This window comes from Mesorhizobium sp. IMUNJ 23033 (assembly GCF_044778005.1).
In the GTDB taxonomy this organism is placed as follows: Bacteria; Pseudomonadota; Alphaproteobacteria; order Rhizobiales; family Rhizobiaceae; genus Mesorhizobium; species Mesorhizobium amorphae_A.
Genome location: NZ_JBJACT010000025.1, coordinates 23,188 through 49,649, shown reverse-complemented (window position 1 = coordinate 49,649; position 26,462 = coordinate 23,188). Strand labels below are relative to the sequence as shown.

Below are 26,462 nucleotides of genomic sequence, written 5' to 3'. Positions count from 1 at the left end.
TCTAGACCACGAAGAAGTCGTCCGGGGTGAGCGAGATGCCTGGGCGCACGGTGGCGAACTGGACGGCCGCCGCTCCGCCCACCCCGTCCACATCGAACAGCAGAGCGCCTGTCGCGTCGTCGTAAAGGATGTGGTCGCTGTCATCGGTGGCTTTGTTGCCGAGCGCGAAGACCGCGGCGAAAAGCGGGCCGGCAGACAGCCCGTCGAATACGGAACTGTCCAGCTGGAACATATCGTCGAGCGCATTGAAGTCGTCGATACTGTCGTGGTTCGCCGGCCCAAGCGCGTCGAACACGAAGACATCCCTGCCCGCGTCGCCGGCCAGCCGGTCGCGGCCGGCACCGCCATTGAGGATGTCGTCGCCAGCGCCGCCTCGCAGGTCGTCGGTGCCGGCACCGCCGTCGAGGGCATCGTCGCCCGTGTCGCCGCGGATGCCGTCCGCACCGGCACCGCCGCTCATCTCGTCATTGCCGGCACCCCCCTTCAGCCAATCGCTGCCCGCACCGCCGATGATCGTGTCGGTGCCTTCGCCGCCGAACAGCTGGTCGTGGCCGGCGCCGCCGTCGAGCGCATCATTGAACGGAGTGCCGCTGACGCGGTCGCCACCGCCCAGTGCAGCGACGAGCACGGCATGATCGTGGCTTGCATAGCTCCCGATGTTCGTGGCGTCGGTCAGTGTGATGGATTCGGCCGGGGGTGTGACCGTGATCGTAATCGTCGCCACATTGCTGTTGCCCTGGCCATCGGTGGCGTAAACCGTAAAGCTGTCGGTGCCGACGAAGCCGGCCTCGGGCGTGTATTCGAACAGATTGTCGCTCAGAAAGCCCGCATGATAATGCAGGCTGGTGCCGACGTGACCTTGGTGAAACGGATAGTAATTGCCGTCGAAACTCGTGCTCGACTCAAGGGTGCCGTGGTCGGGCCCGTCCAGGACGGCAAAGTTCAGGAGATCGTAGTCGGCATCCGCCGCGCTGAACTTGATGTCGTCGAGAAATTGCCCCTGCGAAACCGACACATTCAGATTGGCCACCGTGGGCGCATGATTGACGAAGGTGTCGGGCTGAATCGCGCCGCCTTCCAGGATGATCTGATGCTGGCCGTACTGTGTGTTTTCGCCGCCGAAATATTCGTTCGCACCGATCCATGTCACCGTGATGGTGTCGGGGCCGTCGGCGTTGATCGAGACGATCCGGGCCGACAGGTAGGCCGCCTGGTCGGACAGGGTGCGGATGAAATTGCCTTCGTTGTCGAAGACCTGCGTTTCCACCGTCGTCCAGATCTCGGTCCTGCCCTCGTGGGTGAAGCTGGTGATGGTGAAGAAACCGTCGAAGACATCGATTGAAGCCAGGTCGATCCCACCAAATGGGAAATCCGCCTTCGCCCCTATCGGTCCGATCACGTCGCCGTCGGTTTCCGTGATGCTGAAAAGCACCGCGTCAGGGCTCGGATTGGGATTTTCGGGTTCTTCCCATACGGTGAGCTCACTGCCATTGCTTAAGGTCGGCATCCTGTCGTCCTCGCTTTTGCGCCTGGCGCGCTGCGGATGTCCCCCGACTTCCAACCATAACATCGTATGCGAGTCGGATCGGTGACAAACCCAACCGCCTTTCCATGTTGGTTAATTCTGTCTCGGGCGGAGGCAGTCCGATGGCGTTCTGCGCGCTGCGGTGACATTTCGTCGGAAGACGACAACGACTGTATGTTCCTGTAATGTTCTTGATTAACCCAGAAATCTGTGCTTGTCTTGCCTGGTCTCGCTCACGGCCTGATTGCACCGGCTTCGAGCGAGCCAGGTCCGGGGGCGTTGAAAAAGATGGTGGCGCGGGTTCGCACGGTTGCTTTCCAGGGCATCGAGGCCGTGCCGGTCGATGTCCAGGTGATGATCGCGCCGGGCAAGGTCAACATGCATATTGTTGGCCTGGCCGATAAGGCGGTGGCTGAAAGCCGCGAACGGGTGCAGGCGGCACTCCATGCCTCCGGCCTGTCAATGCCGTCGAAGAAGGTGACGGTCAATCTGGCGCCGGCCGACCTGCCCAAGGAAGGCAGCCATTACGACCTCCCCATCGCACTCGGCCTGATGGCCGCACTTGGCGCCATTCCGGGCGACATGCTGGCCGGCTATGTGGTGCTCGGCGAATTGTCGCTCGACGGCACCATCGCCGCTGTGGCCGGCGCGCTGCCGGCGGCGATCGGCGCCAATGCCGAAGGCAAGGGCCTGATCTGCCCGTTCGCCTGCGGGCCGGAAGCGGCCTGGGCCGGCAAGGATTTCGACATATTGGCACCGCGCAGCCTGATTGCGATCGCCAATCATCTTCGCGGCACGCAAGTGCTGTCGCGGCCGGAAGCCGGCATCCACGCCTCGGCGCGCGACCTGCCCGACCTCGCCGACATCAAGGGCCAGGAGAGCGCCAAGCGGGCGCTGGAGGTGGCGGCGGCCGGCGGGCACAATCTCTTAACATTGTGGCTAATTAAACGCCGCGTAATGCTAGCTAGTCCATAGGCCGGTTGATGCCTAGGAAGTCGCCCCTCAGTTCAAATTCATATTGCTGGTCCACCGCATCAAGGCGCCCAAAATTCTCCATGATCTGGAAGAGGGCCTGAAGAGCCATGTGCTCGTCAGGAGCGCCTGATCGATCAGCTTTGAGCCGGTGCAAATCGAGCGACGAGTTCGTGGCCATCGCCGGGATAGGTGAGGCGAACATGGGTCACCGGCTGTTCGGCGCTCCAGGTGCGCCGTTCAATGACCAAGCAGGGTGTCGCTTCGGCAACACCAAGTGCAGCGGCCGCTCGGGAGGTGGCGCCAATTGCCTGGATTCGATGTTCAGCGTCGCTCCAAGGCACGCGATTGACCAGCCACGGCCCCGGCGCGAGTTCCGTAAACGGTTCCTCGACCGCTTCCGGCACAGCCTCAAGATTGATGAGCCTTTCCTCATAGCAGAATGGCTGCATTCCAGCGAAATGCCTGCATGCCAACTCCAGGACCAAAGTTGGCTCAGTGAGACGCAGTCGTTCGACATCGATCCGGCCGGCCCGACGCTTGTCGCGCCTTACGACTTCAAACCAATAGGGCAGGCCGAGGGCCTGCACCTCCGTCATTATGTCGCGGATTTCTAACACGGCCGATTGAGAATGCGGCCGTCGGACGAAACTGCCCGTCTTGCGCCTTCGCTCTATCAACCCTGCCCTTGCGAGCTGCGATAGCGCCTTACTCACGGTCATCCGGGAACAGCTGTAGTAGGCCGTGAGTTCATGTTCGAACGGGATGCGATACCCCGGCGGCCATTCGCCTGACAAAATGCGACCCTCTACATCCGTCATGATGCGTCGATGCAGCGATCTCGTTTCGGATTGTTCCCTCGCGGCGATGTTCATGCCTCTCTAGCCCGAACGTTATGTCAGGACATGGCGTTTGTCCCTGATATACAGCGCGAATCGGCCGGCCACGAACTTACACCAACATCGCGGCGCCACGATCTAGATAGGTGTCCAGGAACAACTCGAGTCGCGGGTGACGCGGTTTGCCGAAGATTTCCTGCGGAGTACCGGTCAACAGAAGCCTGCCTTTATCCAAAAATGCAATTTGTTGACACACGGCCGCCGCGAACCCGATTTCGTGCGATACGACTACCATTGTCATCCCATCGGCAGCCAATGCGCGCATGACATTCAGAACCTCGCCGGTGAGTTCGGGGTCGAGCGATGAAGTCGGCTCATCGAACAGCATAATCTTCGGTTCCAGGGCAAGCGCGCGCGCGATGGCGACGCGCTGCTGTTGCCCTCCCGAAAGCTGCGAAGGGTAGTGGCCGGCACGATCCTCGAGGCCGACTTTCTTCAACTGGAGCATGGCGCGCTCTTCCGCCTCGCGTCTGCCGACACGATGGACAGTCTTCAGCGCCTCACTGACATTTCCGAGCGCGGTCATGTGCGGCCACAGATTGAACTGCTGGAAAACCATGCCGATCTGCGAGCGCACCGAGCGAATGCGGGCGGCAGGCAGACGAACCGGCACCCCTTGCGCGCCTTCGGAAAAACCGAGTGGCTCGCCATTGATAAAAATGAGACCAGCCGTCGCTTCCTCCAGGAAAGCCATGCATCTGAGAAGCGTGCTCTTGCCTGAACCGGAAGGGCCAATGAGGCAGGAGACTTGGCCCTGCGGGATATCGAGATCGATTCCGTGCAGCACCTCCGCCTGTCCGAAACGCTTGATCAGTCCCTTTACGGAAATGGCTGGCGTCGTCATGCGGTTGCGAACCTGTATTTGGAGAGGCGGGTTTCCAAAAAGCGCCCGAGCATCCCGGAAAGCTCCACCAGCCCCCAGTAAAACAGCGCGAGCAGGAAGAGCGATTCAACGAAAGCATACTGCTGAGAACCGATGGCGCTGATCACCAGCGTCAGTTCCGGGACCGTGATGATCGAAAGGACAGCTGTTTCTTTCAACAGGATGATGGCCATGTTCACCGAAGCCGGCAGCACCAGCATCGTCATTTCCGGTATGAAAATGCGACGAATAATCTGATTTCGATTCAAGCCCACACATTCCGCTGCCTCGACATGACCTAACGGGACAGCCTCGAAGCCACCCCGGAAAATCTCGCTGAAATAAGCGGCGCCATAAATCGTGAGGCCAAATAATCCGGCAGGAATGGGCTCAAGCGACAGGCCGACGAACGGCCCTCCGTAGTAGAGCAAAAAGAGCTGGATCAGGAAGGGCGTGCCGCGGATCGTCTCGACATAAAGCCACAATGGATAGCCAAGCCAGCGCCGCCCGTAGCGCCGCCCCACGGCGACAAGAAAACCCAGAACGGCGGAGCCGATCACGCCGGCGACCCACATCAAAAGGGTTACTCCAAACGCGCCCAGGATTTCGGGAAGGCTGCGTATGATGAGGTTTGTGTCGAAATTCATGGTCGCCCCCAGCGGAAGGAGCGTTCGAAAAGGGACCCGCCATAGGCAATCAGCCAGTTGATGATGAGGTAGAGCAGGCCGGCTGCGGCAAACAACTCGATCGGTCGGTAGGTGCTTGCGGCAAGATCCTGCGCCATGCGCGTCAGTTCGACAATGCCAACGACCGAAACCAAAGACGAGGCCTTCAGGATCATGATCGCTTCATTCACCAGTGACGGAAAGGCTAGACGAAAGGCGATCGGCGCCCTGATGCGCCAGAATTGCTGCATGGGGCTTAGTCCGGCCATATCAGCTGCTTCGAGCAAGCCGCGCGGCACGCTCTGAAACCCTCCGCGCAGGTTCTCGGCCTGGTAGGCGGCCGTGCAAAGCGTCAGGCCAGTGATCGCGGCGACGATACTGGGCACATTGAGGCCGAGCGCCGGCAAAAGATTGTAAATCAGCAGGAGCTGGACCAGCAGCGGCGCGCCACGGAAAAAACTGACGAAGGTGCGGCCTGGAATGGACAGGGCCGGGCTTGGAGAAAGCGTTACAGCGGATACGATCATACCAATGGCGAGGCCCAGGGAGATCGAAATAACGCTGATGAGGATCGTAGAGAACGATGCCTGGATCAGCAGTTCGAATAGTTTCCAAGACATGGAGCGGCTTACCCCCGGGGCTTGCTTTTGTGATCGCGCTCAGGAACTCGAACCGCGCGTTGCTCCAGAGCCGCGCGCGGTCGTTCCGTCAGCCGGTCAGAGAGCGGGATCGGCCACCAGGTCAGGGGTATCGAACGCGGCGCCAAACCACTTCTCCTGGATCTTGGCAAGACGGCCATCACCCTTGATCTTGAGCATGGCCGCTTGGACTGCGTCCATCAGACTCTTGTAGTCCTCATCCTTGCGGCCGGGATAGCCGAAATAGGCTTTCGTGCCGAAGGGAGGCTGGACTACCTCGAATGTGTCCGGGCGCTGTTGCGCGACGAAGGCAATGTTGGGCAACGAGTTGCCGACTGCCACGATCCTGCCGGCCGCCAAATCCGCGTAGGCCTCGTTGTTGCCGGGATATTCGCGCACGTCCGCCTTTCCAGGAAGGGTGTCGGCAAAAGCCTTGAGCTGTGCGAGCTGGGCCGATGCCTTGCCGCCGCCGACCGCCTTGCCGGCGATGTCTTCCGGCTTGGTGATCGTTTCGTCGCCCTTGCGCTTCAGGAGCGCGACCGTCGCTTCGGCGATGGGCGGCGTGAAACGATAGCGCGCCATGCGCTCCTTGGTTATGGTCGCGGGGCCGCCGACAATATCGAACTTGCCGGCCTCGAGACCTGGCAGCACTCCTTCCCAAGGCAAAAGCACCCACTCGATCTTCACGCCGAGTTCCTTGCCGATTTCGTTGTAGAGATCCACGTTGAGGCCGGCATGCGTCCCGGCATCAATGAAATCAAACGGCGCGAAGGCCGTCTCTGTTCCAACCCTGAGCGAGCCGGATTCCTTGACGCGGGCAAGTGCGTCTTGCGCATAGGCGCCTGCCGTCGCGCCGACGAGGAACGCTGCACCTATCAGCGCCTTGAGGAAAAACCTCTTCTGCATTGAAAACTCCCATTTCGGTTCCTGCCCGGTCGATCGGGCGCTTTTGCTGAGAATACCGCCTCCTCTTACGGAAGGTCGATATGACTATACATATAGGCAGCGTTGAGAAAGAGAGTCAACGCGCCACAAAAGGGGCGCGGGGTCACTCGTCACTGTGCATCGCAGGCAAGCAATGCGTGCGCGGGTGCATCTGCAATATGTGCTCTGGAGCCTACCAAGCGGCGGGCAGTTCCATCATCGTTTCTGAATTGTCGAGCAATGGCGTCACGGTTTCGCAAAGATCGCGGTAGCGCTAGCTTTTCCTTGGCAGGTCCTTGCCTTTGCCTTCGATATGTCTATACATATGGCGCAACGCCCGGCTTGCGACGCTGTCGGTTTATATCCGTCCGCCATTTGCCGTGGCATCGGCCCATGAGATGGACCGCGCCTTTCAATACTGGAACGAACGAACAGCAGGCACGGAAATGGCAATGAGCGGGAACCGCCCTCTGGCCGGGATGCGTGTGCTAGACTTCACCCGCGTCCTCGCTGGTCCCTACTGCACCGCACTACTGGCCGACCTCGGCGCCGACGTTATCAAGGTGGAGCCGCCTGCAGGCGACGATTATCGCCACGTTGGCCCCTTCATTGAAGGCGAGAGCGCGCTGTTTCTCGCCATCAACCGTGGCAAGCGCAGCATCGCGCTGGATTTGGCCCAGCCGGCCGATCTCGCCATCGCACAGGCTTTGGCGGCGAAGTCGGACGTGGTGGTGGAGAATTTCCGCCCCGGCGTCGCCGACAAACTTGGCATCGGCTGGAAAAAACTGTCGGAAATCAATCCGAAGCTCGTCTATGCCTCGATCTCCGGTTTCGGACAGGAAGGCGCGCTCGCGGTGCGGCCGGCCTATGACATTGTCCTGCAAGCGATGAGCGGGATCATGTCGGTGACCGGATCGCCGGACGGGCCGCCGACACTGGTCGGCGAATCCATCGCAGACGTGATCGCAGGCCTCTTCGGCTCGTGGTCGATTCTCGCCGCGCTGGTCGAGCGACAGCGCACCGGCACTGGCCGGCATATCGACCTCGCCATGTTCGACGCGATGATCGCAATCCAGCCGCTTGTCGTGGCGCGTTATCTCGCATCTGGTAATGCACCGCATCGCGTCGGCAATCGACACGCGCTTTCGGCGCCCTTCGGTGCGTTCCAGGCGCGCGACGGCATGTTCGTGCTGGCCGTGCTCAACAACAAGCTGTTCGGCATTTTGGCTGAGCATATTGGACGCCCGGACCTGACCGGTGACGAACGTTTCCGCAGCGACTCGGACCGGCTGGCCAACGAGCCGGCGTTGCGGGCCGCCATCGAAGGCTGGTCGTCCGCACTCACCGTCTCGGAGGCGGTCACAGCACTGGTTGCCGCCGGCGTGCCCGCCGCCGAGATCCAGGACATGGCCGACGCGCTGACTTCACCGCATGCTCAAATGCGTGGACTGTTGCAGGATACAAGGCATCCGCTGCTCGGGGTCATGCGGGTACCCGAACAGCCGGCCCGTTTCAGTGGCGTTCCGCGCGGCGGCATAGCGCCGGCGCCGGGGCTCAACGCGGATCGCCTGGATATCCTCGCCGAACTCGGCAGGGAGAATTGATCATGGCAAGCCACAATGACGACGATCTAGCTTTGATCGAAGCAATCCGGCGCTATTGCACCGAGATACTGGCGCCGGCGGCAGCCGAAATCGACGAAACCGGACGTTCCGCGACATGCCACCTCGACAGCCTCGCCGAGATGGGACTGATGGGCCTGAACATCCCTGAAGCCTATGGCGGTCTCGGCCTGCGCCCGACCGCGCTGTTTGACGCCGTGGCGCTGATTGCCGGCGCTTGTGGCTCCACCGCCTCGATGATCACGGCCCACTGGCTGGCCACGGATTCGATCCTCTATGGCGGCGACGAAGCCCAACGCCATCGCCACCTGACCGGCGCATCCGGCAAATGCCTCGGCGCCTTCGCCCTAACCGAGCCCGGCGCAGGGTCCAATCCTGCCGACATGACCACTCGAGCCGTGCGTGAGGGCGACGGCTATCGCATTACCGGGACCAAACACTTCATCTCCAATGCCGGCGAGGCCGACTTCATCGTCGTCTATGCCAAGTCCGATCCGACGGCGGGTGCGCGCGGCATCTCTGCGTTCGTGGTCGACCGGAAGGCAGGGGGTGTCAGAACTGCTTCGCCTGAGCGCACGATGGGCCTGCGCGGCGGCCATGTGTTCGAGGTTTCGCTCGACTGTTTTGTTCCGGTAGAAAACCGTCTCGGGCAGGAGGGCTCGGGGTTCCGCACGGCCCTGCAAGTTCTCGACGGCGGCCGCGTCGAGATTGCGGCATGCGCCGTCGGCATCGCACAAGCAGCATTTGGCGCCTCGGTCGAATGGGCCAAGCAACGCAAGGTTGGCGGAACAGCGATCGCCGATTTCCAGGGCCTGCAATGGATGTTCGCCGACATGGCGACCGACATCGAGGCCTCGCGCCTTCTCGGCATGGCCGCCGCACGCAAGCGCGAGGCGGGCGAGCGCTATTCGCGCGAGGCTTCGATGGCCAAGCTTTTCGCTTCGGAAATGGTCTGCCGCGTCACCGACAAGGCGATCCAGATCCATGGCGGTTATGGCTATACCCGCGACCTGCCGCTCGAACGCTACGCTCGCGATGCTCGCATCTTCCGCATCTATGAAGGTTCCTCCGAAATCCAGCGCAACATCATCGCCCGCTTCGTGCTGGGCTGAGCGCGGTCGCCGAAGCGGACGGCCGCCGCCAACTATTGGGGAGGCGGCGCCGACAAGATGTGTTGCCGCTTCGAAATGGCCAGAACCCAGGCGCGGAACTCCGCGCCATGCGGCTTTTCCAGAGCTGCCCGGTTCCAGGCCAGGAAATATGGTTCCGGCATCCTGATCCTTGTGTCGAACGGCACGACGAGCCGTCCCGAGGCAAGCTCATCGGCGACCATTCCCAATTGCGCCAGGACGAAACCGTGCCCGTTGACCGCGGCGTCGATGGCTGCGCTCGACAGCGAGAAGACGACTTCGCCCATTCCACCTTTGTACGTCGCGCCGATTCTGGCCGCCCATTCCGCCCAGCCTGGCGGCGAGCGATGGACCCTGTCCCATTCGATGCCGAGTAGCGGCAGGTCGAACACGTCAGCTGGGGAGGAAAGCGGATGTCTTGCCAGAAGGGTAGGGGCGCATGCGGGCACCACCCAGTCGGTGAACATCTCGGAATAATGTTCGAAATCCCGGCGCTTTTCTCCATATGAGATACGGAAATCCGTCTGGTCGTCTTGCAAGCGCGGCTCGGTCTCGGTGCCGACAAGACGGATACTGGCCCCCGAATGCGCTATCTGCCAGTCCAGCAGCTGCGGACCGATCCACTTGATGGCAAGCGAGGGCAGGCAACTGACCACCAGACCGCTCTTCATGCGCGCCTTGGCAAGGGCGTTTTGCGCGTTCCTCAACTCCTCGAAGGCAACGGCGATCCCGCTGTAATAGAGGCGCCCCCAGGTTGTAAGTTCCACATTTCGACCTTTGCGCTCCAGAAGACGGGCGCCCAATGCTTCCTCCGCCTTGCGCAGTTGCTGGCTCACGGCTCCCGGAGAGACGCCGAGTTCGTTGGCCGCCTCGTTTACGCTGCCAAGCCTTCCGACAGCCTCTAAGGCCTGGATTGCGCGCAATGGCGGCAATTTGCTCACCCACACCTCCAAATTCTTTCAAGCGGCCATTTTAGCTTTTCTAAACTATTTCGCAATTCGAATCGTTTTCCCAGACCTATCGTTTGCTGTAATTTCGACGAAACTGGCCGAATGGAGGAAGCAGATGTTTCTGAGAAACGCTTGGTACGTCGCGGCATGGGACCATGAGGTTGGACGCGAGCTGATCCCGGTGAAAATCCTTGGCGAGGGTATTGTCCTATACCGCAAGCGCGACGGGTCGTTGGCGGCGCTCGAGGACGCTTGTCCTCATCGAAAGCTGCCTCTCTCGATGGGCCGCATCAAGGGCGACGACATTGAATGCGGCTATCATGGCCTGACGTTCGACTGCACCGGGACGTGTACGCGCGTTCCGGGAGCGGAGAAGATCCCGCACGTGGCGCGCGTCCAATCCTATCCGCTTGAAGTCCGCTATGGGCTAATCTGGATCTGGATGGGAGAGGTGGAAAAGGCCGATCCTTCGACGATTTTCCAGGTCGACCATTGGGGCGATCCGGCCTGGGGTGTCAACCAGGGCGAGTCGATGACGCTCGACTGCAACTATCTCTACATGACAGACAATCTTCTTGATCCATCGCATGTCTCGTGGGTGCATCAATCCTCGTTCGGCGGCGTGCAGGCGATCGAGGGCGTTCCGCTGGAGACGACGGTTGGCGAGAACGGAGTCACTGTCTGGCGCTGGATGCTGGACGTCGAACCGGCGCCCTTTTACGCGCCTTTCCTTAAATTCGCCGGCAAGTGCGACCGAAAGCAGCATTACGAGGTCCGCTATCCCAGCAACGCGATCATCAAGGCCATTTTCTTACCTGCCGGCACGGGTGGCGAGGGCAAGCCATATCACGAGGACGTGTTCCTCATGGACAGCTACAATTTCATGACACCGGTCGATGAAAACCAGACCAAATATTACTGGTTCCAGATGCGCAATTTTGCGCCCGATGACGAAGAGGTTTCGCGCCAGTTCGCAACCTCCGTTCGCGGCGCTTTCGAAGAGGACCGCGCCGTTCTCACTGCCGTGCACAAGGGCATGGCAAACAAGCGCACGCCGAATCTCGACCTCAAGATCGATGTCGGACCGTTGCGCTTCCGTCGCAACCTCGCCAAGCTGGTCGCCGGCGAAGATCAGCAATTGGCAGCTGCGGAATGAATGCACTCGTTGCATCGGATATCGTGGTCAGAAGTGGATTTCGTGACTTGAAAGTGGTCGCGAAGGTGCGCGAAAGCAGCAGCATCACGTCCTTTCACCTGGAGCCGGTGGACCCGGATGGGTGGCGCGCCTTCCAACCCGGGCAGTTCTTGGTGTTCCGCATCCCGGTCGCCGGCGAGCAGAAGTTTGTGTTGCGCAACTACAGCGTCTCCTGTTCGCCCACCCGCAAGGGCAGCTACCGCATCACGGTTAAGCGGGAAGCGGCGCTCGAACCCGGCCTTCCGGACGGGCTGAGCTCCTGCTATTTGCATGACAGCGTTGAAGTCGGCGACCTGCTGGCCGCCGCGGGTCCACGCGGCGATTTCATCCTCGACCGATCTAGCACGCGGCCGGTCGTGCTGCTCAGCGGCGGCGTCGGGCTGACGCCGATGGTATCGATGCTGCATGAGCTTGCCGCCGGAACCGAGCGCCGGGTGTTCTTCATCCACGCCTGTGACAATGGCGACGTGCATGCGCTGCGTGATGAGGTCAACGGGCTGAAGGCCTTGCGGACCGGCGTCGATGCGCATTTCTGCTACCGCTTTCCGACGGAGCGCGACATAGCTGCTGGAAACCACCATAGCGAGGGCATCATTTCGCGGGAGTTGCTACAAAGCCTGCTGCCACTCGACGATTACGACGTCTATCTTTGCGGGCCGCCGCCCTTTATGCAGGCCGTTTACCGGACCATGCGCGATCTCGGCGTGCCCAAGCATCGCATTGCCTATGAATTTTTTGGACCGGCGACTGTGCTTGAGCCGGTGGCCCCTAGTGCTCCCACCCGGCGCGCGCCCACCGAAGTCCCGGGCGAGGCCGTGACGGTGGAATTCCGCAAGTCTGGCCTGAAAGCGGTGTGGGACGGCAAGGCGGAATCGCTTCTCGCTTTCGCCGAGGAGCAAGGCCTATCGCCTGATTTCAGCTGCCGGGCCGGCATCTGCAGCACCTGCAAGTCTGGTCTCATCGCGGGCGAGGTCACCTATTTCGAGGAGCCGCTCGACGAGCCCGGAGAAGGCGACGTTCTGCTGTGCTGTTCGAAGCCTCTAGGATCGGTCGTGCTCGACATCTGACGGCCGGTGGGTCCGCGATCAGTCCCATTGAACTCCCGAAGACGGAACGGCAGCGTGGAACAATCGATCGAAACAGTCTTGAAAGCCAGCCTGTCCTTCAACCCGTACATCGCCGCCTTGCCGCCCTACAATGCGGGCATGAATGTCGCGGTGGCACGCTCGCTCAGCGGACGCGACGACATAGCGCGCCTCGCCAGCAACGAGAATCCGGACGGTTGCTCGCCCGCCGTGATCGCCGCGCTCGCCTCGCCGTCATTTGAGCCTTGGCGTTACGCCGATGCGGCCTGTGCGGCGCTGCGTTCCGCGCTTGGCGAAAAGCTCCGGGTCGCTCCGGACCGGATAGTCGTCGGCAATGGGTCGGAGGAGATGATCGCCGCGATCTCACGTGCCATGCTTGTCCCCAATGCATCCGTCGTCACGGTGGTCCCGAGCTTTGGCCTGCACGAGATCGAGCCATTGGCGGCGGGAGCGATGGTCGTCAAGGTTCCGATGACGGCCGTTCTCGATTTCGATTTCACAGGGTTAGAGCGGGCAATCGCGGCCGAGCCACGCGTCGTTTTCCTGTCGTCGCCATGGAACCCGGTTGGTCCAGCGCTAGACCGGCCGGCATTGAAACGGCTGCTCAATGCGGTGCGCCCCGGCACACTTTTCGTTCTCGACGAGGCCTATTTCGAGTTCGCCGATCCAGAGGGTCCAGATGGGATTGAGGTTTTGCGCGAAAGCGACGTTGCCTACGTCGTGCTGCGCACATTCTCCAAGGCCTATGGGCTGGCCGGGTTGCGCGTCGGCTACGCCCTCTGCTCGAACGCCGAACTGGCAAGGGTGATTGCAGCCGCGAAGACACCTTTCAACGTCAACGCCGCCGCGCAGATCGCGGCCATCGCGGCGCTCGGTGACGAGGCCTGGATGAAGGCATCGGTCGCCGGCATTCGCACGGAACGCGCGCGCGTCGCCGCTACGCTCGACCGGTTGGGACTTCGCGCGGCGCCGTCGCAGACGAATTTCCTGTTCTTCGACTGCGGCCGCGATAGCGCAGAGCTTGCCGCCGCCCTCCTTCGGGATGGCATCATCGTCAAGGCTTGGCGCGAAAAAGGATATGAGCGTTATTTGCGCGTAACCATCGGCACTCCGGCCGAAAATGATCGGCTAATTCACGCGCTTGAATCATCGGTCCAGCGATGAGCGATGGTCCGACATCACGACCCGGCAACCGCCCCCTCCACGTAGGCTCAGTCTCCAATGCAGTGGTGTCGGAGGCGGTACTTGAAGAGATTCGCGCGATCGTCGGCGCGGCGAACGTTCGCACGGGCGGGGCCGTGGCGGCGATCGATCCTGGCTGGAACCAATTCAATTTCGGCGCTGGCATCGTGGTTGCGCCGGGATCGACGGCCGAGGTCGCGTTGGTCGTCGGCATCTGCAGTCGGCATGCGGTCCCCATTGTGCCGCAGGGTGGGCGAACCGGCCTCGTCGGGGGCAGCGTGTCGAAGATCGGCGAGGTCGTTCTTTCGCTTGGTCGCATGAACCGCATCGAGCGGCTCGATCCCGTCGAGCGGGTGGCGGTCGTCGAAGCCGGCGTCACCCTCGCAGCGCTGCAGGCCGCGGCGCTGGACGAAGGCCTCGAACCGGGCATCGATCTGGCCGCGCGCGGCTCCGCCACGATTGGCGGCATGGTGTCGACCAATGCTGGCGGAGTCATGGCCTTCCGCAACGGCGTTATGCGTCACCGGGTGCTCGGCCTTGAGGCGGTGCTGGCCGACGGATCGGTCTTTTCGGACCTGACGCGCGTGGTGAAGAATTCGGCCGGCTACGACCTCAAGCATCTTTTCATCGGTGCGGAGGGAACACTCGGCATCATAACCCGCATCGTATTGAAGCTCGATCCGATGCCGCGGGCCACCGCGACGGCGATGTTCGGACTGCCAACGGTCGGAGCGGCGCTTGAGACGATTCGTCTGGCGCTTAATTCAGAGGCGGGCCATCTGAGGGCCGCCGAGGCGCTCTGGCGGTCTTACATCAAGCTGACGGCCTCTGCGCATGGCTGGTCGGAACCCGGCTTTGATCTCGACCAGCCGATCTGCCTTCTGCTGTCGCTCGGCGGTGGGCGGGAGGAAGCGCTGTGCGATGAGTTCGAGCGAATATTCGCCCAAGTTCTGGAGTGTTTCCCAGAATCGACGGGCATTGTCGCCGGTTCGAGGCGGCAGGAAAATGACCTGTGGCGGCTGCGCGAGGACACAGATATCCTCTATCGCACTCATCCTGCGGCTCCATCCTACGATGTATCCGTGCCTCTGTCTGAAATCGACGACTATGTCAGTAGGGTCCTGGCCGGCTTTTGCGCGATCGAACCCGATCTATCCCCCTATCTTTTCGGTCATTTGGCGGACGGAAATCTCCATATCGTGCTCAACCGGCAAGGGCCGCTAGCCGAGAGCACGGCAGCAGCGGTCGAGAGTGTCCTATACGAGGATATTCGCGCTATCGGCGGCTCGTTCTCGGCCGAACATGGGGTCGGTTCGAAGCGTATCCATTCGCTGCTGGCGACCGCAGACCCGACGAAGCTGAGCGCGATGGAATGTGTGAAACGCGCACTCGATGGCCAACATATGATGAACCCCGGCAAGGTGCTGCGACCGCCACTGTAGTTCGCCGTGGTGCAAATCGACATTACTAGAGGCGCGGCTCGACCCCGCGCAAATCGCCTCGACCCAGACGTGTCGGACAGGGTTCACTTTGGCTCGCCGCCAGTTCGCGCCGGCGGCTCTGCGATGCTAACATTGTGGCTAATCAAACGGCGCGGCGAGATCGCGACCCAAAAAGTCCGCTAAGCGCCATTTGCAGGCTCGTTTCCCAACTCGGCCAGGATAAGGTCTTCAACGCGCCGAACCAGAGCGCCAGCCTGGTCGCCCTGGCTCAGGAGGTAAAGGGGAACCGCATCAAGCTCCGGCAAGTGGGCATTGCCGATCAGTTCGACCAACCCTGTCGGCGCAGTCCCTACCGCCATCGATGTGACCGCAACACCCGCCTGCACTGCAGCGAGAATCCCGGCCTGGCTACTGCTCTGCACCGCGACCCGCCAAGTGCGTTGCGATGCCTCCAGCGCCGAGATCATCGTGCGGCGGAAGACGCAGCCCTCCGGATAGACAGCGAGGGGAATTGTGCCATTGGCTTCCGACTGGAAATCCGCACTGAAAACCCAATTCAATCGGGTCATGATCGGTTGTCGGGCGGATGTCGGTCTCGCCGCCAAAGTCACCAGCGCTATGTCGATCTCCTGTCGTTGCAAAGCGGCCGCCAGTTTCGCACTCAGATCGCAAACGATTTCGAACTCGGTCTCGGCCATTCGATCACGCATATTCACGATCACCCGCGACAGGAAGCTGAACGCGTAGTCGTCGGGCATGCCGATGCGGACCTTGGTGCGCGGCCTCTGGCTTCGTGTGGTCGATATCATTTCGTCATAGGCGGCCAGCACGCCCAAAGCCTTGGCATAGAGCTCGCTGCCCTTCGATGTCGGCTCGATCCGGTGGTGGTGCCTGATGAACAGCGGCCCACCAACCTCGGTTTCCAATATCTTCAGCCGCATGCTCATGGCGGCCTGTGTGCACGCGAGCTTCTCAGCCGCACGCGATAATGAGCCGCGTTCGTATATGGCGACGAAACTTCTAAGCAGGCGAACTTCGATATCCATTGCAGGATAACCATGCCTTATCCCGGGGATAAGGACAATTTGCTTGTCAAACGTAAGCCGCCTTGTGAGCATTGGCGCGGTCAAGGGAGACAATTGCATCATGATCGTTGGTTTTATCGGCCTTGGGACGATGGGGCGAAATGCGGCGCTGAATGTGCGCCGAGCCGGGTTTGACATGGTCGTCCATGACATTCGCCCGCAGTCGATGGACGCGCTTGCCGCCGTCGGCGCAAGTCGGGCTGCGAGCCCGGCCGAGGTACTCGACCGCAGCGATGTCGTGGTGACAATGGTGTTTGGCCCGAAAGAAATCGAGCAGGTGGTCAGAGGCGAAAACGGGTTTTTGACAACCTCTTGTGCAGGCAAATACTGGATCGATATGACAACCAGCAGCCCGAAGCTGATGCGTGCCTTGGCGGGCGAATTCCAGGCGAAAGGGGGTGGGCCTGTCGATGCGCCCGTTACCGGATCGGTGGATGCCGCGATCCGGGGCGACATGCCAATGTTCGTCGGCGGCACGGATGGCGATGTCGAGGCGGTGCGCCTCGTGATCGAAGCCATGGGCGAACTTCGGCGCGTCGGCCGCTATGGTAATGGCTACGTCGCCAAGCTCGTCAACAACCAGCTTTGGAAAATCCATGCCGCTGCCATCGGCGAGGCGATGGTGACAGCCAAACTCGCCGGGCTGGAGCCGGCTATCTGGTGGAGGGTCATGAAAGGCGGGGCAGCGGATAGTTTCGTGCTCCAGCACGACGTTCCATCCATCTTCGCTGGCCACTACGATCCATCGTTTCCGATCGCGCTCTGCCTGAAGGACCTCGGTCTGATCGAAGAGCTGATGGCGGAGACTGGCACACGAAACGAGCTTACCCGCGCCACCCATGATCGTTTCAAATTGGCGGGCGAACGCTACGGCACCAGCGCTGGCGAAATGACGGTCTGCAAGGTCATTGAGGATGATGCCAACGTGGCTCTGAGGGTTGCAGGCGACTGGGTTGCTCCTTGGGATGTAGTCCACCCAGAGGGCCGGGTGGGCCGCTCGTGCTGACATTGTGGCTAATTAAACGGCGTGCCGCCATCGCGATGAAAACTGGCGATACACGCCAAGCGGCTTCTGATCCGGAATGACGTCAATTGGGCCGTTAGCAGTCGGTCGGCTTCCGAGGCTCGGATTTTTGGAAGCGGACCTTGAGCCAGTTGCGGGCGTCGACGTGATCTGACCTGAAGCGGGCTTTCGGAATGACCGCATCGAACGGCCGAACGCCCGTCAGAGCGGTCATTTCTTGGGGCAGCACGTCGGCTGCGTTTCCATGAACCAAGACCGACTTGATCTCAGCCGAGATCGCTCCGAGCAGAAGTTCCCCTTGTCTCTGTCTTCCTGCTATCGTGGAGATGAGGGACGGCTCTATGAGCGAGAATCGCAAGCTGGCCGCAATTCTGGCCGCGGACGTAGTCGGATACAGCCGGCTCGCCAGCGAGGACGAAGATCGCACCCTGGCAAGGTTGCGGGCACTGCGCAGCGACCTGATCGATCCAACCATCGCCGTGCACAACGGCCGTGTCATCAAGCGCACCGGAGACGGAGCGCTGGTCGAATTCCGCAGCGTTGTCGATGCCGTGCGCTGCGCCATCGAGGTGCAGAACGGCATGGTCGAGCGCAATGCCGGCGTTCAGCAGGATCGGCGCATCGAGTTCCGGATCGGCATCCATCTGGGGGACGTAGTAGAGGAAAGCGATGGCGACCTGATGGGCGACGGCGTCAACATCGCCTCGCGTCTCGAGAGTATCGCGGCCCCCGGCGCCATTTGCCTGTCCGAGGACGCCTATCGCCAGGTCAGGGCGAGGCTCGATCTCTCCGTCAGCGATCTCGGCAACACGCAGCTCAAGAACATCGCCGAGCCGATCCGAATCTATTCGCTCCAGGTCGGCGCCGCCGCGCAGGCAAAGCCAGCAGTGACCGCCGGCGCCGTTGCTCGTGCGCCGGCCGCATTGCCGCCGGAGCTCTCGATTGCCGTGCTGCCCTTCGCCAACATGAGCGGCGATGCCGAGCAGGAGTACTTCGCCGACGGCATCTCCGAAGATATCATCACCGCTCTGTCGAAGCTGGCGCAGCTGTTTGTCATCGCTCGCAACTCGTCGTTTACCTTCAAGGGCCGGAACGTGAACGTGCAGGAGGTGGGCCATAGCCTCAACGTGCGCTACGTGCTGGAAGGAAGCGTCCGCAAATCAGGGAACAAGGTGAGGATCACCGCGCAGCTCATCGATGCGACCACTGGCGGGCATCAGTGGGCGGAGCGTTTCGATCGCGACCTGACCGATATCTTCGCGGTGCAGGATGACGTCACGCAGCAGATCGTCGGCGCTCTGGAACTCAAGCTGACGGCCGGGGACCAGCAGCGGCTCGCGACCGAGCAGACCCAAAATCTGGAAGCCTATGACTGCTTCCTGCGGGGCCGTGAACAGATGTGGCGGTTGACGAGAGAGCAGAACATTCAGGGCCGACAATTGTTGCAACGCGCCATCGATCTGGACCCGAAATTCGCCCCGGCCCACGCGTTCCTCGCCGTCACGCACGGGCTGGCGTACGTCAACCAGTGGAGCCAAGCACCGTCGAAATCGCTGGAACAGGCGATCGAGGCCGCGACGCGGGCGGTCGCGCTCGACGATCGATATCCGTACGCACATTGGGCGCTGGGCATCGTCAACGTGTACCTGCGACAGTTTGACGTGGCCATCCGCGAGGCTGAACGCGTGATCGCGCTTGCTCCCAATCTTGTCGAGGGCCACGAGAGTCTCGGCAACGCGCTGCACTATGCGGGCAGGTCCGACGAGGCCCTCGTCTGTTTCGAGCGGGCAATGGCCCTGAACCCATATTATCCGGACATTTTTCTGCACTTCCACGCGCAGGCGATGTTCCAGGTGGGCAGGTACGAGGAGGCCGTTGTCACCCTGACGCGACGGCTTGTCCGCAATCCAGCCACCGACATCTCACGTGTGTTGCTGGCGGCGAGCTATGGTCACTTGGGCCGCTTCGCGGAGGCGCGCGGGGAGTGGGAGGAAGTGTTCCGGATCAATCCCGATTATTCCCTGGAGCACAGGCGCAAAGTCCTGCCCTACAAGAACCCTGCCGATTTCGAGCGCATTGTGGACGGCCTGCGCAAAGCTGGCCTCACCGAGTGATGCATTCCATCGCCGGCAATCGTCCACAGCTTCCGTGCAGCTCCACAAAAGCACGCCGCCTGGTCTCTGGTTCGCCTCAGATTGTGCGAGACGTGCTCATGGCGCATTCGTGCAGGCAGCCGCTAGCGGGCAAAGGACAGTTCCTCGACGCATAGCGATCATTGATCCGGCTCCAGACGAACGTCCGGAGATTGCGCAACTGCGACCTCCCTGGTGGTCGACGGGAATGTCTGCGTTCAGGCGGCGGCAGAGCTCGCCTCAACGACCGACATGAGGCGCAAAGCTGCCGTTCCTCCGCGCGCGAAACTGAACGGATCCGCGTCAAAAGGCGACCCATTGCCGGCGGACGATCCATGTTGATGGTCGGACCGCCAGGTTCGGGCAAATCGATGCTGGCGCAAAGGCTGCCGTCGATCCTGCCGCCGCTGGCGCCCAAGGAATTGCTCGAAGTCTCGATGATCGCCTCGGTGGCCGGCGAGCTCGGCGAAGGCAAGCTGACCGACCGGCGGCCGTTCCGCGCCCCGCACCATTCGGCCTCGATGGCGGCGATGGTGGGCGGCGGCCTGAGGGCGCGGCCCGGTGAGGTGTCGCTTGCCCATCACGGCGTGCTGTTCCTCGACGAGTTTCCCGAATTCACGCCGCAGACTCTCGACGCGCTGCGCCAGCCGCTGGAGACCGGCGACTGCATGATCGCGCGCGCCAACCACCGCGTTACCTATCCGGCGCGCATCCAGCTGGTCGCGGCGATGAACCCGTGCCGCTGCGGCATGGCCGGCGAGCCCGGCTATCGCTGCCTGCGCGGCGAGCGCTGCCGCACCGACTACCAGGCGCGGATATCAGGCCCGCTGCTCGACCGCATCGATCTCCGCATCGAGGTGCCGGCGGTTTCGGCCGGCGATTTGATCCGGCCCGACAAGGCGGAGAAGAGTGCGGCTGTGGCACTGCGCGTGGCGCGCGCCCGCACCATCCAGCGCGAGCGCTTCGAGCGGCTACGCGTCACCAGCGCCACCACGAACGCGCATTGCTCGCCATCGATCATCGAGGAGATCGCCGTGCCGGATGCTGCCGGCCTGACGCTACTCAAGGACGCCAGCGAAAAACTCGGCTTTTCCGCGCGCGCCTACCACCGCGTGCTGAAAGTGGCGCGGACACTGGCCGACCTCGACGCCAGCGAGACGGTCGGCCGCATCCATCTGGCCGAGGCGATTTCCTACCGCATGATGTCGGAGCGGATGGCGCAAGCGGCGTAAGGCGGCTCAGCGAAACTGCGCGGCGGCCTGAACTGATCGAACAGCTGCTGCCTGAACAGCGGACGGCGGATCGATCGGCCCGCCGCCTTTGTTTTGCTCTCAGCCCCGCGCCTTCAGCTCCAGCCGCCGCGCGTGCAGCACCGGCTCGGTGTAGCCGTTGGGCTGGACACTGCCCTTGAAGACCAGGTCGCAGGCGGCCTGGAAGGCGATGGAGTTGTCGAAGTCGGGCGCCATCGGCTGGTAGAGCGGATCGCCGACATTCTGCCGGTCGACGATGGCCGCCATGCGCTGCAGGGCATCCATGACCTGGATCTTCGAGCAGACATCGTGGCGCAGCCAGTTGGCCATGTGCTGCGAGGAGATGCGCAGCGTGGCGCGATCCTCCATCAGTCCGACGTCGTTGATATCTGGCACTTTCGAGCAGCCGACGCCCTGGTCGACCCAGCGCACGACATAACCCAGAATGCCCTGCGCGTTGTTGTCGAGCTCGCGCTGGATCTCGTCCGGCGTCCAGTTCGGACGCACCGCCACCGGCACCGATAATATGTCGTCGAGCTTCGCCTTGGGTCGGCTCTTCAGCTCCGCCTGGACGGCGTGCACGTCGACCTTGTGGTAGTGGGTGGCGTGCAGCGTCGCCGCCGCCGGCGACGGCACCCAGGCGGTGTTGGCGCCGGCCTTCGGGTGGGCGATCTTCTCGACCAGCATCGCCGCCATCAGGTCCGGCATCGCCCACATGCCCTTGCCGATCTGGGCGTGGCCGGCCAGGCCGCATTCCAGCCCGGTGTCGACGTTCCAGGCCTCATAGGCGGAGATCCAGGCGGCCTGTTTCATGTCGCCCTTGCGGATCATCGGGCCGGCTTCCATCGAAGTGTGGATCTCGTCGCCGGTGCGGTCGAGGAAGCCGGTGTTGATGAACACCACGCGCTCTTTTGCCGTGCGGATCGCCTCCTTGAGGTTGACGGTGGTGCGCCGCTCCTCGTCCATGATGCCCATCTTGATGGTGTTCCTGGCCATGCCGAGCAACGCTTCGACGCGATCGAAAATCTCGACGGCGAAGGCGACCTCCTCCGGCCCGTGCATCTTGGGCTTCACGACATACATCGAGCCGGCGCGGGAATTCATCCGCCGTCCGTTCGGCCCGACATCGTGCAGCGCAATCAGCGCCGTCAGCGCCGCGTCCATGATGCCCTCCGGCGCCTCGTTGCCGTCGCGGTCGAGAATTGCCGGATTGGTCATCAGGTGGCCGACATTGCGCACCAGCATCAGCGAACGGCCGGGCAGCGCAAGCTGGCCACCATTCGGCGATGTGTAGCCGCGATCCGGATTGAGCTTGCGGACAAAACTCTTGCCGCCCTTGCTGATCTCTTCGGCGAGGTCGCCCTTCATCAGGCCGAGCCAGTTGCGGTAGACGACGACCTTGTCCTCCGCATCCACCGCCGCGACCGAATCCTCGCAATCCTGGATGGTGGTCAGCGCCGATTCCAGGATGATGTCGGCGATCCCCGCCGGGTCGGTGCGGCCGATCTGGTTGGCGCGGTCGATGGCGATCTCGATGTGCAGGCCATTCTTGACCAGCAGCACGGCCTCGGGGGTGGCGGCATCGCCGCGATAGCCGGCAAACTGTTTCGGATCGGCCAGCGTGGTGCCGCCGGCGCCGGCGCTGAGCTTCAGCGCGCCATTCGCCACCGACAGGCCGTTGACCCCGGCCCATTTGCCGGAGGTGAGTGGCACCGACTGGTCGAGGAAGTCCTTGGCCCAGGCAACCACCTTGGCGCCGCGCACGGGGTTGAACCCCTTGCCTTTTTCCGCGCCGCCCGTTTCGGGGACGGCATCGGTGCCGTAGAGCGCATCATAGAGCGACCCCCAGCGCGCATTGGCGGCGTTGAGCGCATAGCGCGCATTCATCACCGGCACGACCAGCTGCGGCCCGGCGACCACCGCGATCTCCGGATCGACATTGTCGGTGGAGACGCTGAAGGCGGGTCCCTCAGGGACGAGATAGCCGATCTCCTTCAGGAAAGTCTTATAGGCTTCCATATCGAGCGGCGCGCCATTGTCGCGGCACCAGCCATCGAGTTGCTCCTGCATGGCGTCGCGCTTTGCCAGCAGCGCCCGGTTCTTCGGTGCGAGATCATGGACGATGGCGGAAAAGCCGTTCCAGAACGCATCGGCGGCGACGCCGGTGCCGGGCAGCGCTTCGTCGACGACGAAGTCATGCAGCTCGCGGGCAATCCGCAATCCGGCGATCTCAACGCGATCGGTCATCAGGGCGTCTCCAGATGAAAGGCTAGGCCGGCTGTCGGCCAGCTTGGGGGCTTTGGCATGTCGGGGGTCAAGGGTCAATTCGGCTTAAGATGAAGGGGAACATTTAGGCAAGTTGGCGAAGCCGGCGGTGAGAGCGTCCTTCTCCCCGTTTACGGGGAGAAGATGGCGGCAGCCAGATGAGGGGCGGCGCGGCGTTACGTGGACTGGCGATACAGTGAAACTGCGTCGGCTAGCGCTGCCCCTCATCCGCCCTTCGGGCACCTTCTCCCCGTGAACGGGGAGAAGGGCTACACCGCAATCCTTGGCCGTCCCGACGCCACCGCCACAACATGCGCTTCGATGAACATGCGCTGGCTTTCGACGGTGGAGACGCTGAATTCGGTGGCGACTTCGATTTCGGCGCTGTCGGTGCCGGCGTCTTTCGCCCGTTTGGCGGCGATGGACCGCACATCGGCCTCGGCCGCCGCCACGGCGGAAGCCTCGTCGGTGAAGTCGCGCACGGTTTCACCCGATGCGAGGCGGAACAGGCCTTCCACCGGCTGGCTGACGCGCGCCTCGGCCGAGACGCGGACCTGGCCGACGACGGCGCCGAGCGCGTTGGCGACGTCGGTATCGTCGGGCACCACGCAGCCATTGCCAACCAGCGGCGGCAGGCCGGCATAATGCAGCGGCGCCGAGGCGCCGAGGCCGATGACCGGCCGGTCGAGCGCGACGCTGAGGCGGGCGATGCCGGGATGGGAATCGACGGCGCGCTGCACCAGCGCATGCGCCACGGTGGCGGCGCCATCCAGCCCATCCTCGGCAAAGGCGGTTTCAAGAATGTATTCGGCCGACCAGCGGGTCAGCGTCACCAGCACGCGCTCGGAAATCGCCTCCGGCGTGGCGGCGATTGCCTGTCCCCTGCCGTCGCGCTTGCGGGCGAACAGCTCGGCACCGAGACGGGCCGGGGCGGCGTTCCAATTGGCCTGTTTGCCCAGCACATGGGCGGCATCCGACGGGGTGAAGCCCGAAATATGCACCAGCCCACGTGACACCAGCCGGTTCAGCGTGGCGTTCTGGGCGTTCGAGGTGAGCAGTCTGTCGAGCGGCAGCGGGGTGGCGCCAATCAGTTCGTAGAGCTTGGCCTCGGCGCCGGTCAGTCCCGCCGCCAGCCGCTCGGGCACACCGGTGCGCACCGCGAAGCGGCCATCCATGCGGCCGGGGTTGGACGCGCGCAGCTGGCGTTCCAGTTCGACGGTCACCGCCTCGCCATGCACCATGCCGGCCAGCGCCAATGGCACCAGGCGGCGCGGCCCGAGCAGGATCTTTGGGTTGAGCGCGCCGTCCTCCAGCGCCACTTCGGAATCGCCGCCGAGGCCGAAGGTGCGCATCGCCACCGCCTCGACCATGGTGCGGAAGCCGCCGACGGTGGCGCCTTCCGGATCGAGCCTGGGGCGGCCGCCATCGAGCACGGCGACGTCGGTGGTGGTGCCGCCAATGTCGGAGACGACCGCGTCGTCGAGCCCGGTCATGTGGCGGGCGCCGACAAGGCTGGCGGCCGGGCCGGACAGAATGGTCTCGATCGGCCGCTGGCGGGCGAACGCCGCCGAGACCAGCGCGCCATCGCCGCGCACCACCATCAAAGGTGCCGCGATCTTGCGCGCCTCCAAAAAGCCTTCGGTCGCCGCCACCAGCCGGTCGATCATCGAGATCAGCCTTGCGTTGAGCAGCGTCGTCAGCGCCCGGCGCGGGCCGCCGAGTTTTGCCGACAGCTCGTGGCTGGCGGTGACCGGCAGGCCGGTCTTCTCGCGGATCAGCTCGCGGGCCGCGATCTCATGCGCCGGGTTGCGGGTGGCAAAGTAGGCGCAGACGGCAAAGCCCGACACCGAGCCGCCGAGCTCGGGGAGGGCCGCTTCCAACCCGGACAAATCGAGCTTGGCGGCATTGCCATGGACATCGTGGCCGCCGGGGCAGAACACCACGGGGTCGGTGCCCAAAGCCGTCTTCAGCCCGTCGCGGGCAAGATCGGTCTCGGAGAAGCCGATCATGACCAGCGCCACGCGGCCGCCCTGCCCCTCGACCAGCGCATTGGTGGCCAATGTCGTCGACATCGACACCAGTTTTATCGCCGCAGGATTGGTGCCGGCCTTCTGCAGTACCGCGTCGACCGCGCCGGAAATGCCAACCGCGAGGTCATGCCGCGTCGTCAGCGCCTTGGCCTTGGCCAGCACCTTGCCGCGCGGGCTGCCGCTTTCCGACCACAGCACGGCATCGGTGTAGGTGCCGCCGGTATCGATGCCGAGGAACAGAGGGAGGGGTTTTGGCTTGGCGGTCATTTCTGGTGGCGGTCCGGGCAGCGAGGGTTCTTGCTGCGAAGCCCTTAGCCGATACGGCCCGGCCGATAAAGCGGCGAGCGCTGGGCCAAGCAAGCGTAATCTCCCCCCTCGTGGGGGAGATGGCCGGCAGGCCAGAGGGGGGCGCTGTCCCGCCGACCTTGCGGTGACTGCAGCCCAGCCAGCCGATTCACTCAAGACCCTCCACCGAGCCCAGCCGCAATCACAATATGCTGACAGACATTGTCGATGTCGCGGATGACATCGTCGTTCCAGAAGCGCAGGACGGTCCAGCCATCCTGTCCCAAGCGCATTGTCCTCACTTCGTCGCTGGCGACGGCATCGGCCTCCGTATGCTGGGAGCCGTCAACTTCGACGACGAGTTTCTTCTCCGGGCAAGCGAAGTCGACAATGTACCCGGCGATCGGAACTTGCCTCCGGAAGCCAAGCCCCATCAGCCGATGCGCGCGAAGCTCATTCCAGAGCTTCAATTCGGCTGATGTCATGACCTTCGCATCGACCTGGCGTTTGCGCGGTGTCTTGGAGACAATGGCGTGTGAGGCATTGTCAATGCTCGGTGGCTGTTGAGGTTGGCACTCTACGGCGCCCCCCTCTGTCCTGCCGGACATCTCCCCCACGAGGGGGGAGATCGGCAGTCTCGGCCGCAGCGCTGTCTACTCCACAAACTCCACCCTCTTATGCGAATTATTGGCCTGCCCGGCCATCTCCCCTCAAGGCGGAGATTGGCGCCCTACTCCACCAGGTCGATTTCCTCGGTCTCGCCGCCGCTGCAGGTGTAGCAGCAGTCTTCGCACTTTTCCTTGTTGTTGGGGCCGACGCCCCAATAGGTCGCCTCGTCGCCGTCGACCCAGGCGCCGTAGCAGATCGATTCGCCCTCCTCGCAGGAGATCGGCAGTTGCTTGGTCTCGCCGTCGTCGAGATAGAAATCCTTGCCATCGCCCGGCCAGACATAGTCGCGGTCCTGGCTGTAGAGCTCGAGGCGCATGGCGTTGGGATGGCTGTTCTTGATCTCGAAGGTGACGTCGCCGGCATGGGCGGCGGGCGCGAACAGGGCCGCGAGCGAGAGCGCGACGACGATGCGGCGCGGAAAGGCGAAACACATAAAACCCCCTGGAATGAGAATCGGCCCCCACGGCCGAGGGGTGAATCATCGCATGCGATGTGGGGGCGAGGAAGCGAGGATTGGGGTAATCCAATCCTGATTTGGCTACTGCGACGATCGAGATTGGCGAAGGCCGCGATGACGGCCAATCTCCCCCCTTGTGGGGGAGATGTCCGGCAGGACAGAGGGGGGCGCGAA

Annotated in this window: 20 protein-coding genes and 2 pseudogenes; 10 read left to right on the top strand and 12 right to left on the bottom strand. The window is 62.8% G+C overall.

From position 1 onward, the window contains the following. Position 1 precedes the first annotated feature (1 nt). Positions 2-1,507 carry an Ig-like domain-containing protein gene (locus ACFX5Q_RS24185; RefSeq protein ID WP_404282083.1) on the bottom strand — a complete coding sequence of 502 codons (1,506 nt, stop codon included), beginning with the start codon at positions 1,505-1,507 and terminating at the stop codon, positions 2-4. A gap of 306 nt (positions 1,508-1,813) precedes the next feature. On the opposite strand from ACFX5Q_RS24185, the pseudogene ACFX5Q_RS24180 reads away from it, so the two are divergent. Next, positions 1,814-2,455: pseudogene (locus ACFX5Q_RS24180) on the top strand (magnesium chelatase domain-containing protein); the annotation flags it as partial. A gap of 179 nt (positions 2,456-2,634) precedes the next feature. On the opposite strand, the gene hutC reads toward ACFX5Q_RS24180, so the two are convergent. The 5 genes from hutC to ACFX5Q_RS24155 all read right to left on the bottom strand — a co-directional run bounded on the left by hutC (position 2,635) and on the right by ACFX5Q_RS24155 (position 6,467). Then, the gene (hutC, locus tag ACFX5Q_RS24175) at positions 2,635-3,372 is read right to left on the bottom strand and encodes a histidine utilization repressor (RefSeq protein WP_404282081.1); all 738 of its coding nucleotides are present in this window, start codon (positions 3,370-3,372) and stop codon (positions 2,635-2,637) included. Positions 3,373-3,448: 76 nt separating this feature from the next. After that, complete coding sequence (locus ACFX5Q_RS24170) at positions 3,449-4,240, bottom strand: amino acid ABC transporter ATP-binding protein (RefSeq protein WP_404282079.1); 792 nt, start codon at positions 4,238-4,240, stop codon at positions 3,449-3,451. Continuing rightward, the gene (locus tag ACFX5Q_RS24165; protein WP_404282077.1) at positions 4,237-4,905 is read right to left on the bottom strand and encodes an amino acid ABC transporter permease; all 669 of its coding nucleotides are present in this window, start codon (positions 4,903-4,905) and stop codon (positions 4,237-4,239) included. Before ACFX5Q_RS24165 ends, ACFX5Q_RS24170 begins: the two co-directional genes overlap by 4 nt. Next, positions 4,902-5,543 (bottom strand): amino acid ABC transporter permease, encoded by a 642-nt coding sequence (locus tag ACFX5Q_RS24160; protein WP_404282075.1) that lies wholly within the window; start codon positions 5,541-5,543, stop codon positions 4,902-4,904. The genes ACFX5Q_RS24165 and ACFX5Q_RS24160 overlap by 4 nt, the downstream gene beginning before the upstream one ends. Positions 5,544-5,639: 96 nt before the next feature. Beyond that, the gene (locus ACFX5Q_RS24155; protein WP_404282073.1) at positions 5,640-6,467 is read right to left on the bottom strand and encodes a transporter substrate-binding domain-containing protein; all 828 of its coding nucleotides are present in this window, start codon (positions 6,465-6,467) and stop codon (positions 5,640-5,642) included. Positions 6,468-6,937: 470 nt separating this feature from the next. Here ACFX5Q_RS24155 and ACFX5Q_RS24150 point away from each other — a divergent pair, with 470 nt between their 5' ends. Beyond that, on the top strand, positions 6,938-8,089 hold the full coding sequence (locus tag ACFX5Q_RS24150; protein ID WP_404282071.1) for a CaiB/BaiF CoA transferase family protein: 1,152 nt from the start codon (positions 6,938-6,940) through the stop codon (positions 8,087-8,089). A gap of 2 nt (positions 8,090-8,091) precedes the next feature. Beyond that, the gene (locus tag ACFX5Q_RS24145; RefSeq protein WP_404282069.1) at positions 8,092-9,219 is read left to right on the top strand and encodes an acyl-CoA dehydrogenase family protein; all 1,128 of its coding nucleotides are present in this window, start codon (positions 8,092-8,094) and stop codon (positions 9,217-9,219) included. Between the two features lie 32 nt (positions 9,220-9,251). On the opposite strand, the gene ACFX5Q_RS24140 is transcribed toward ACFX5Q_RS24145, so the two are convergent. After that, positions 9,252-10,184: a LysR family transcriptional regulator gene (locus ACFX5Q_RS24140; RefSeq protein WP_404282202.1), complete on the bottom strand. Its 933-nt coding sequence runs from the start codon at positions 10,182-10,184 to the stop codon at positions 9,252-9,254. A gap of 118 nt (positions 10,185-10,302) precedes the next feature. On the opposite strand from ACFX5Q_RS24140, the gene ACFX5Q_RS24135 reads away from it, so the two are divergent. The 4 genes from ACFX5Q_RS24135 to ACFX5Q_RS24120 all read left to right on the top strand — a co-directional run bounded on the left by ACFX5Q_RS24135 (position 10,303) and on the right by ACFX5Q_RS24120 (position 15,091). Next, a complete protein-coding gene (locus ACFX5Q_RS24135) occupies positions 10,303-11,343 on the top strand; it encodes a Rieske 2Fe-2S domain-containing protein (RefSeq protein ID WP_404282067.1) in 1,041 nt (346 codons plus the stop codon). 53 nt (positions 11,344-11,396) lie between these two features. Further along, positions 11,397-12,449, top strand: coding sequence for an FAD-binding oxidoreductase (locus ACFX5Q_RS24130; RefSeq protein WP_404282200.1), 1,053 nt, complete (start codon positions 11,397-11,399; stop codon positions 12,447-12,449). A 54-nt stretch (positions 12,450-12,503) separates the two neighbouring features. Beyond that, on the top strand, positions 12,504-13,631 hold the full coding sequence (hisC, locus tag ACFX5Q_RS24125; RefSeq protein WP_404282065.1) for a histidinol-phosphate transaminase: 1,128 nt from the start codon (positions 12,504-12,506) through the stop codon (positions 13,629-13,631). A gap of 134 nt (positions 13,632-13,765) precedes the next feature. After that, positions 13,766-15,091: an FAD-binding oxidoreductase gene (locus ACFX5Q_RS24120; protein ID WP_404282064.1), complete on the top strand. Its 1,326-nt coding sequence runs from the start codon at positions 13,766-13,768 to the stop codon at positions 15,089-15,091. Positions 15,092-15,270: 179 nt separating this feature from the next. Here the strand turns inward: ACFX5Q_RS24120 and ACFX5Q_RS24115 are convergent, their stop codons facing one another. After that, positions 15,271-16,137 carry a LysR family transcriptional regulator gene (locus tag ACFX5Q_RS24115; protein WP_404282062.1) on the bottom strand — a complete coding sequence of 289 codons (867 nt, stop codon included), beginning with the start codon at positions 16,135-16,137 and terminating at the stop codon, positions 15,271-15,273. A gap of 100 nt (positions 16,138-16,237) precedes the next feature. Between ACFX5Q_RS24115 and ACFX5Q_RS24110 the strand changes: the two genes are divergently transcribed. From ACFX5Q_RS24110 to ACFX5Q_RS24100, 3 genes and pseudogenes are all read left to right on the top strand, one after another. Continuing rightward, entirely contained in the window at positions 16,238-17,182 is a 945-nt protein-coding gene (locus ACFX5Q_RS24110; protein ID WP_404282060.1) for an NAD(P)-dependent oxidoreductase, read from the top strand. 359 nt (positions 17,183-17,541) lie between these two features. Next, the gene (locus ACFX5Q_RS24105; protein WP_404282058.1) at positions 17,542-19,314 is read left to right on the top strand and encodes an adenylate/guanylate cyclase domain-containing protein; all 1,773 of its coding nucleotides are present in this window, start codon (positions 17,542-17,544) and stop codon (positions 19,312-19,314) included. A 155-nt stretch (positions 19,315-19,469) separates the two neighbouring features. Next, positions 19,470-20,564, top strand: a pseudogene (locus tag ACFX5Q_RS24100) (YifB family Mg chelatase-like AAA ATPase); the annotation flags it as partial. Positions 20,565-20,663: 99 nt separating this feature from the next. On the opposite strand, the gene ACFX5Q_RS24095 reads toward ACFX5Q_RS24100, so the two are convergent. From ACFX5Q_RS24095 to ACFX5Q_RS24080, 4 genes are all read right to left on the bottom strand, one after another. Next, positions 20,664-22,829: a malate synthase G gene (locus ACFX5Q_RS24095; protein ID WP_404282057.1), complete on the bottom strand. Its 2,166-nt coding sequence runs from the start codon at positions 22,827-22,829 to the stop codon at positions 20,664-20,666. 287 nt (positions 22,830-23,116) lie between these two features. Beyond that, a complete protein-coding gene (locus ACFX5Q_RS24090) occupies positions 23,117-25,144 on the bottom strand; it encodes a hydantoinase/oxoprolinase N-terminal domain-containing protein (RefSeq protein ID WP_404282056.1) in 2,028 nt (675 codons plus the stop codon). Positions 25,145-25,335: 191 nt separating this feature from the next. Continuing rightward, positions 25,336-25,770 carry an endonuclease domain-containing protein gene (locus tag ACFX5Q_RS24085; protein WP_404282054.1) on the bottom strand — a complete coding sequence of 145 codons (435 nt, stop codon included), beginning with the start codon at positions 25,768-25,770 and terminating at the stop codon, positions 25,336-25,338. A gap of 122 nt (positions 25,771-25,892) precedes the next feature. After that, entirely contained in the window at positions 25,893-26,264 is a 372-nt protein-coding gene (locus ACFX5Q_RS24080) for a hypothetical protein (RefSeq protein WP_404282052.1), read from the bottom strand. Between the last annotated feature and the right edge of the window lie 198 nt (positions 26,265-26,462).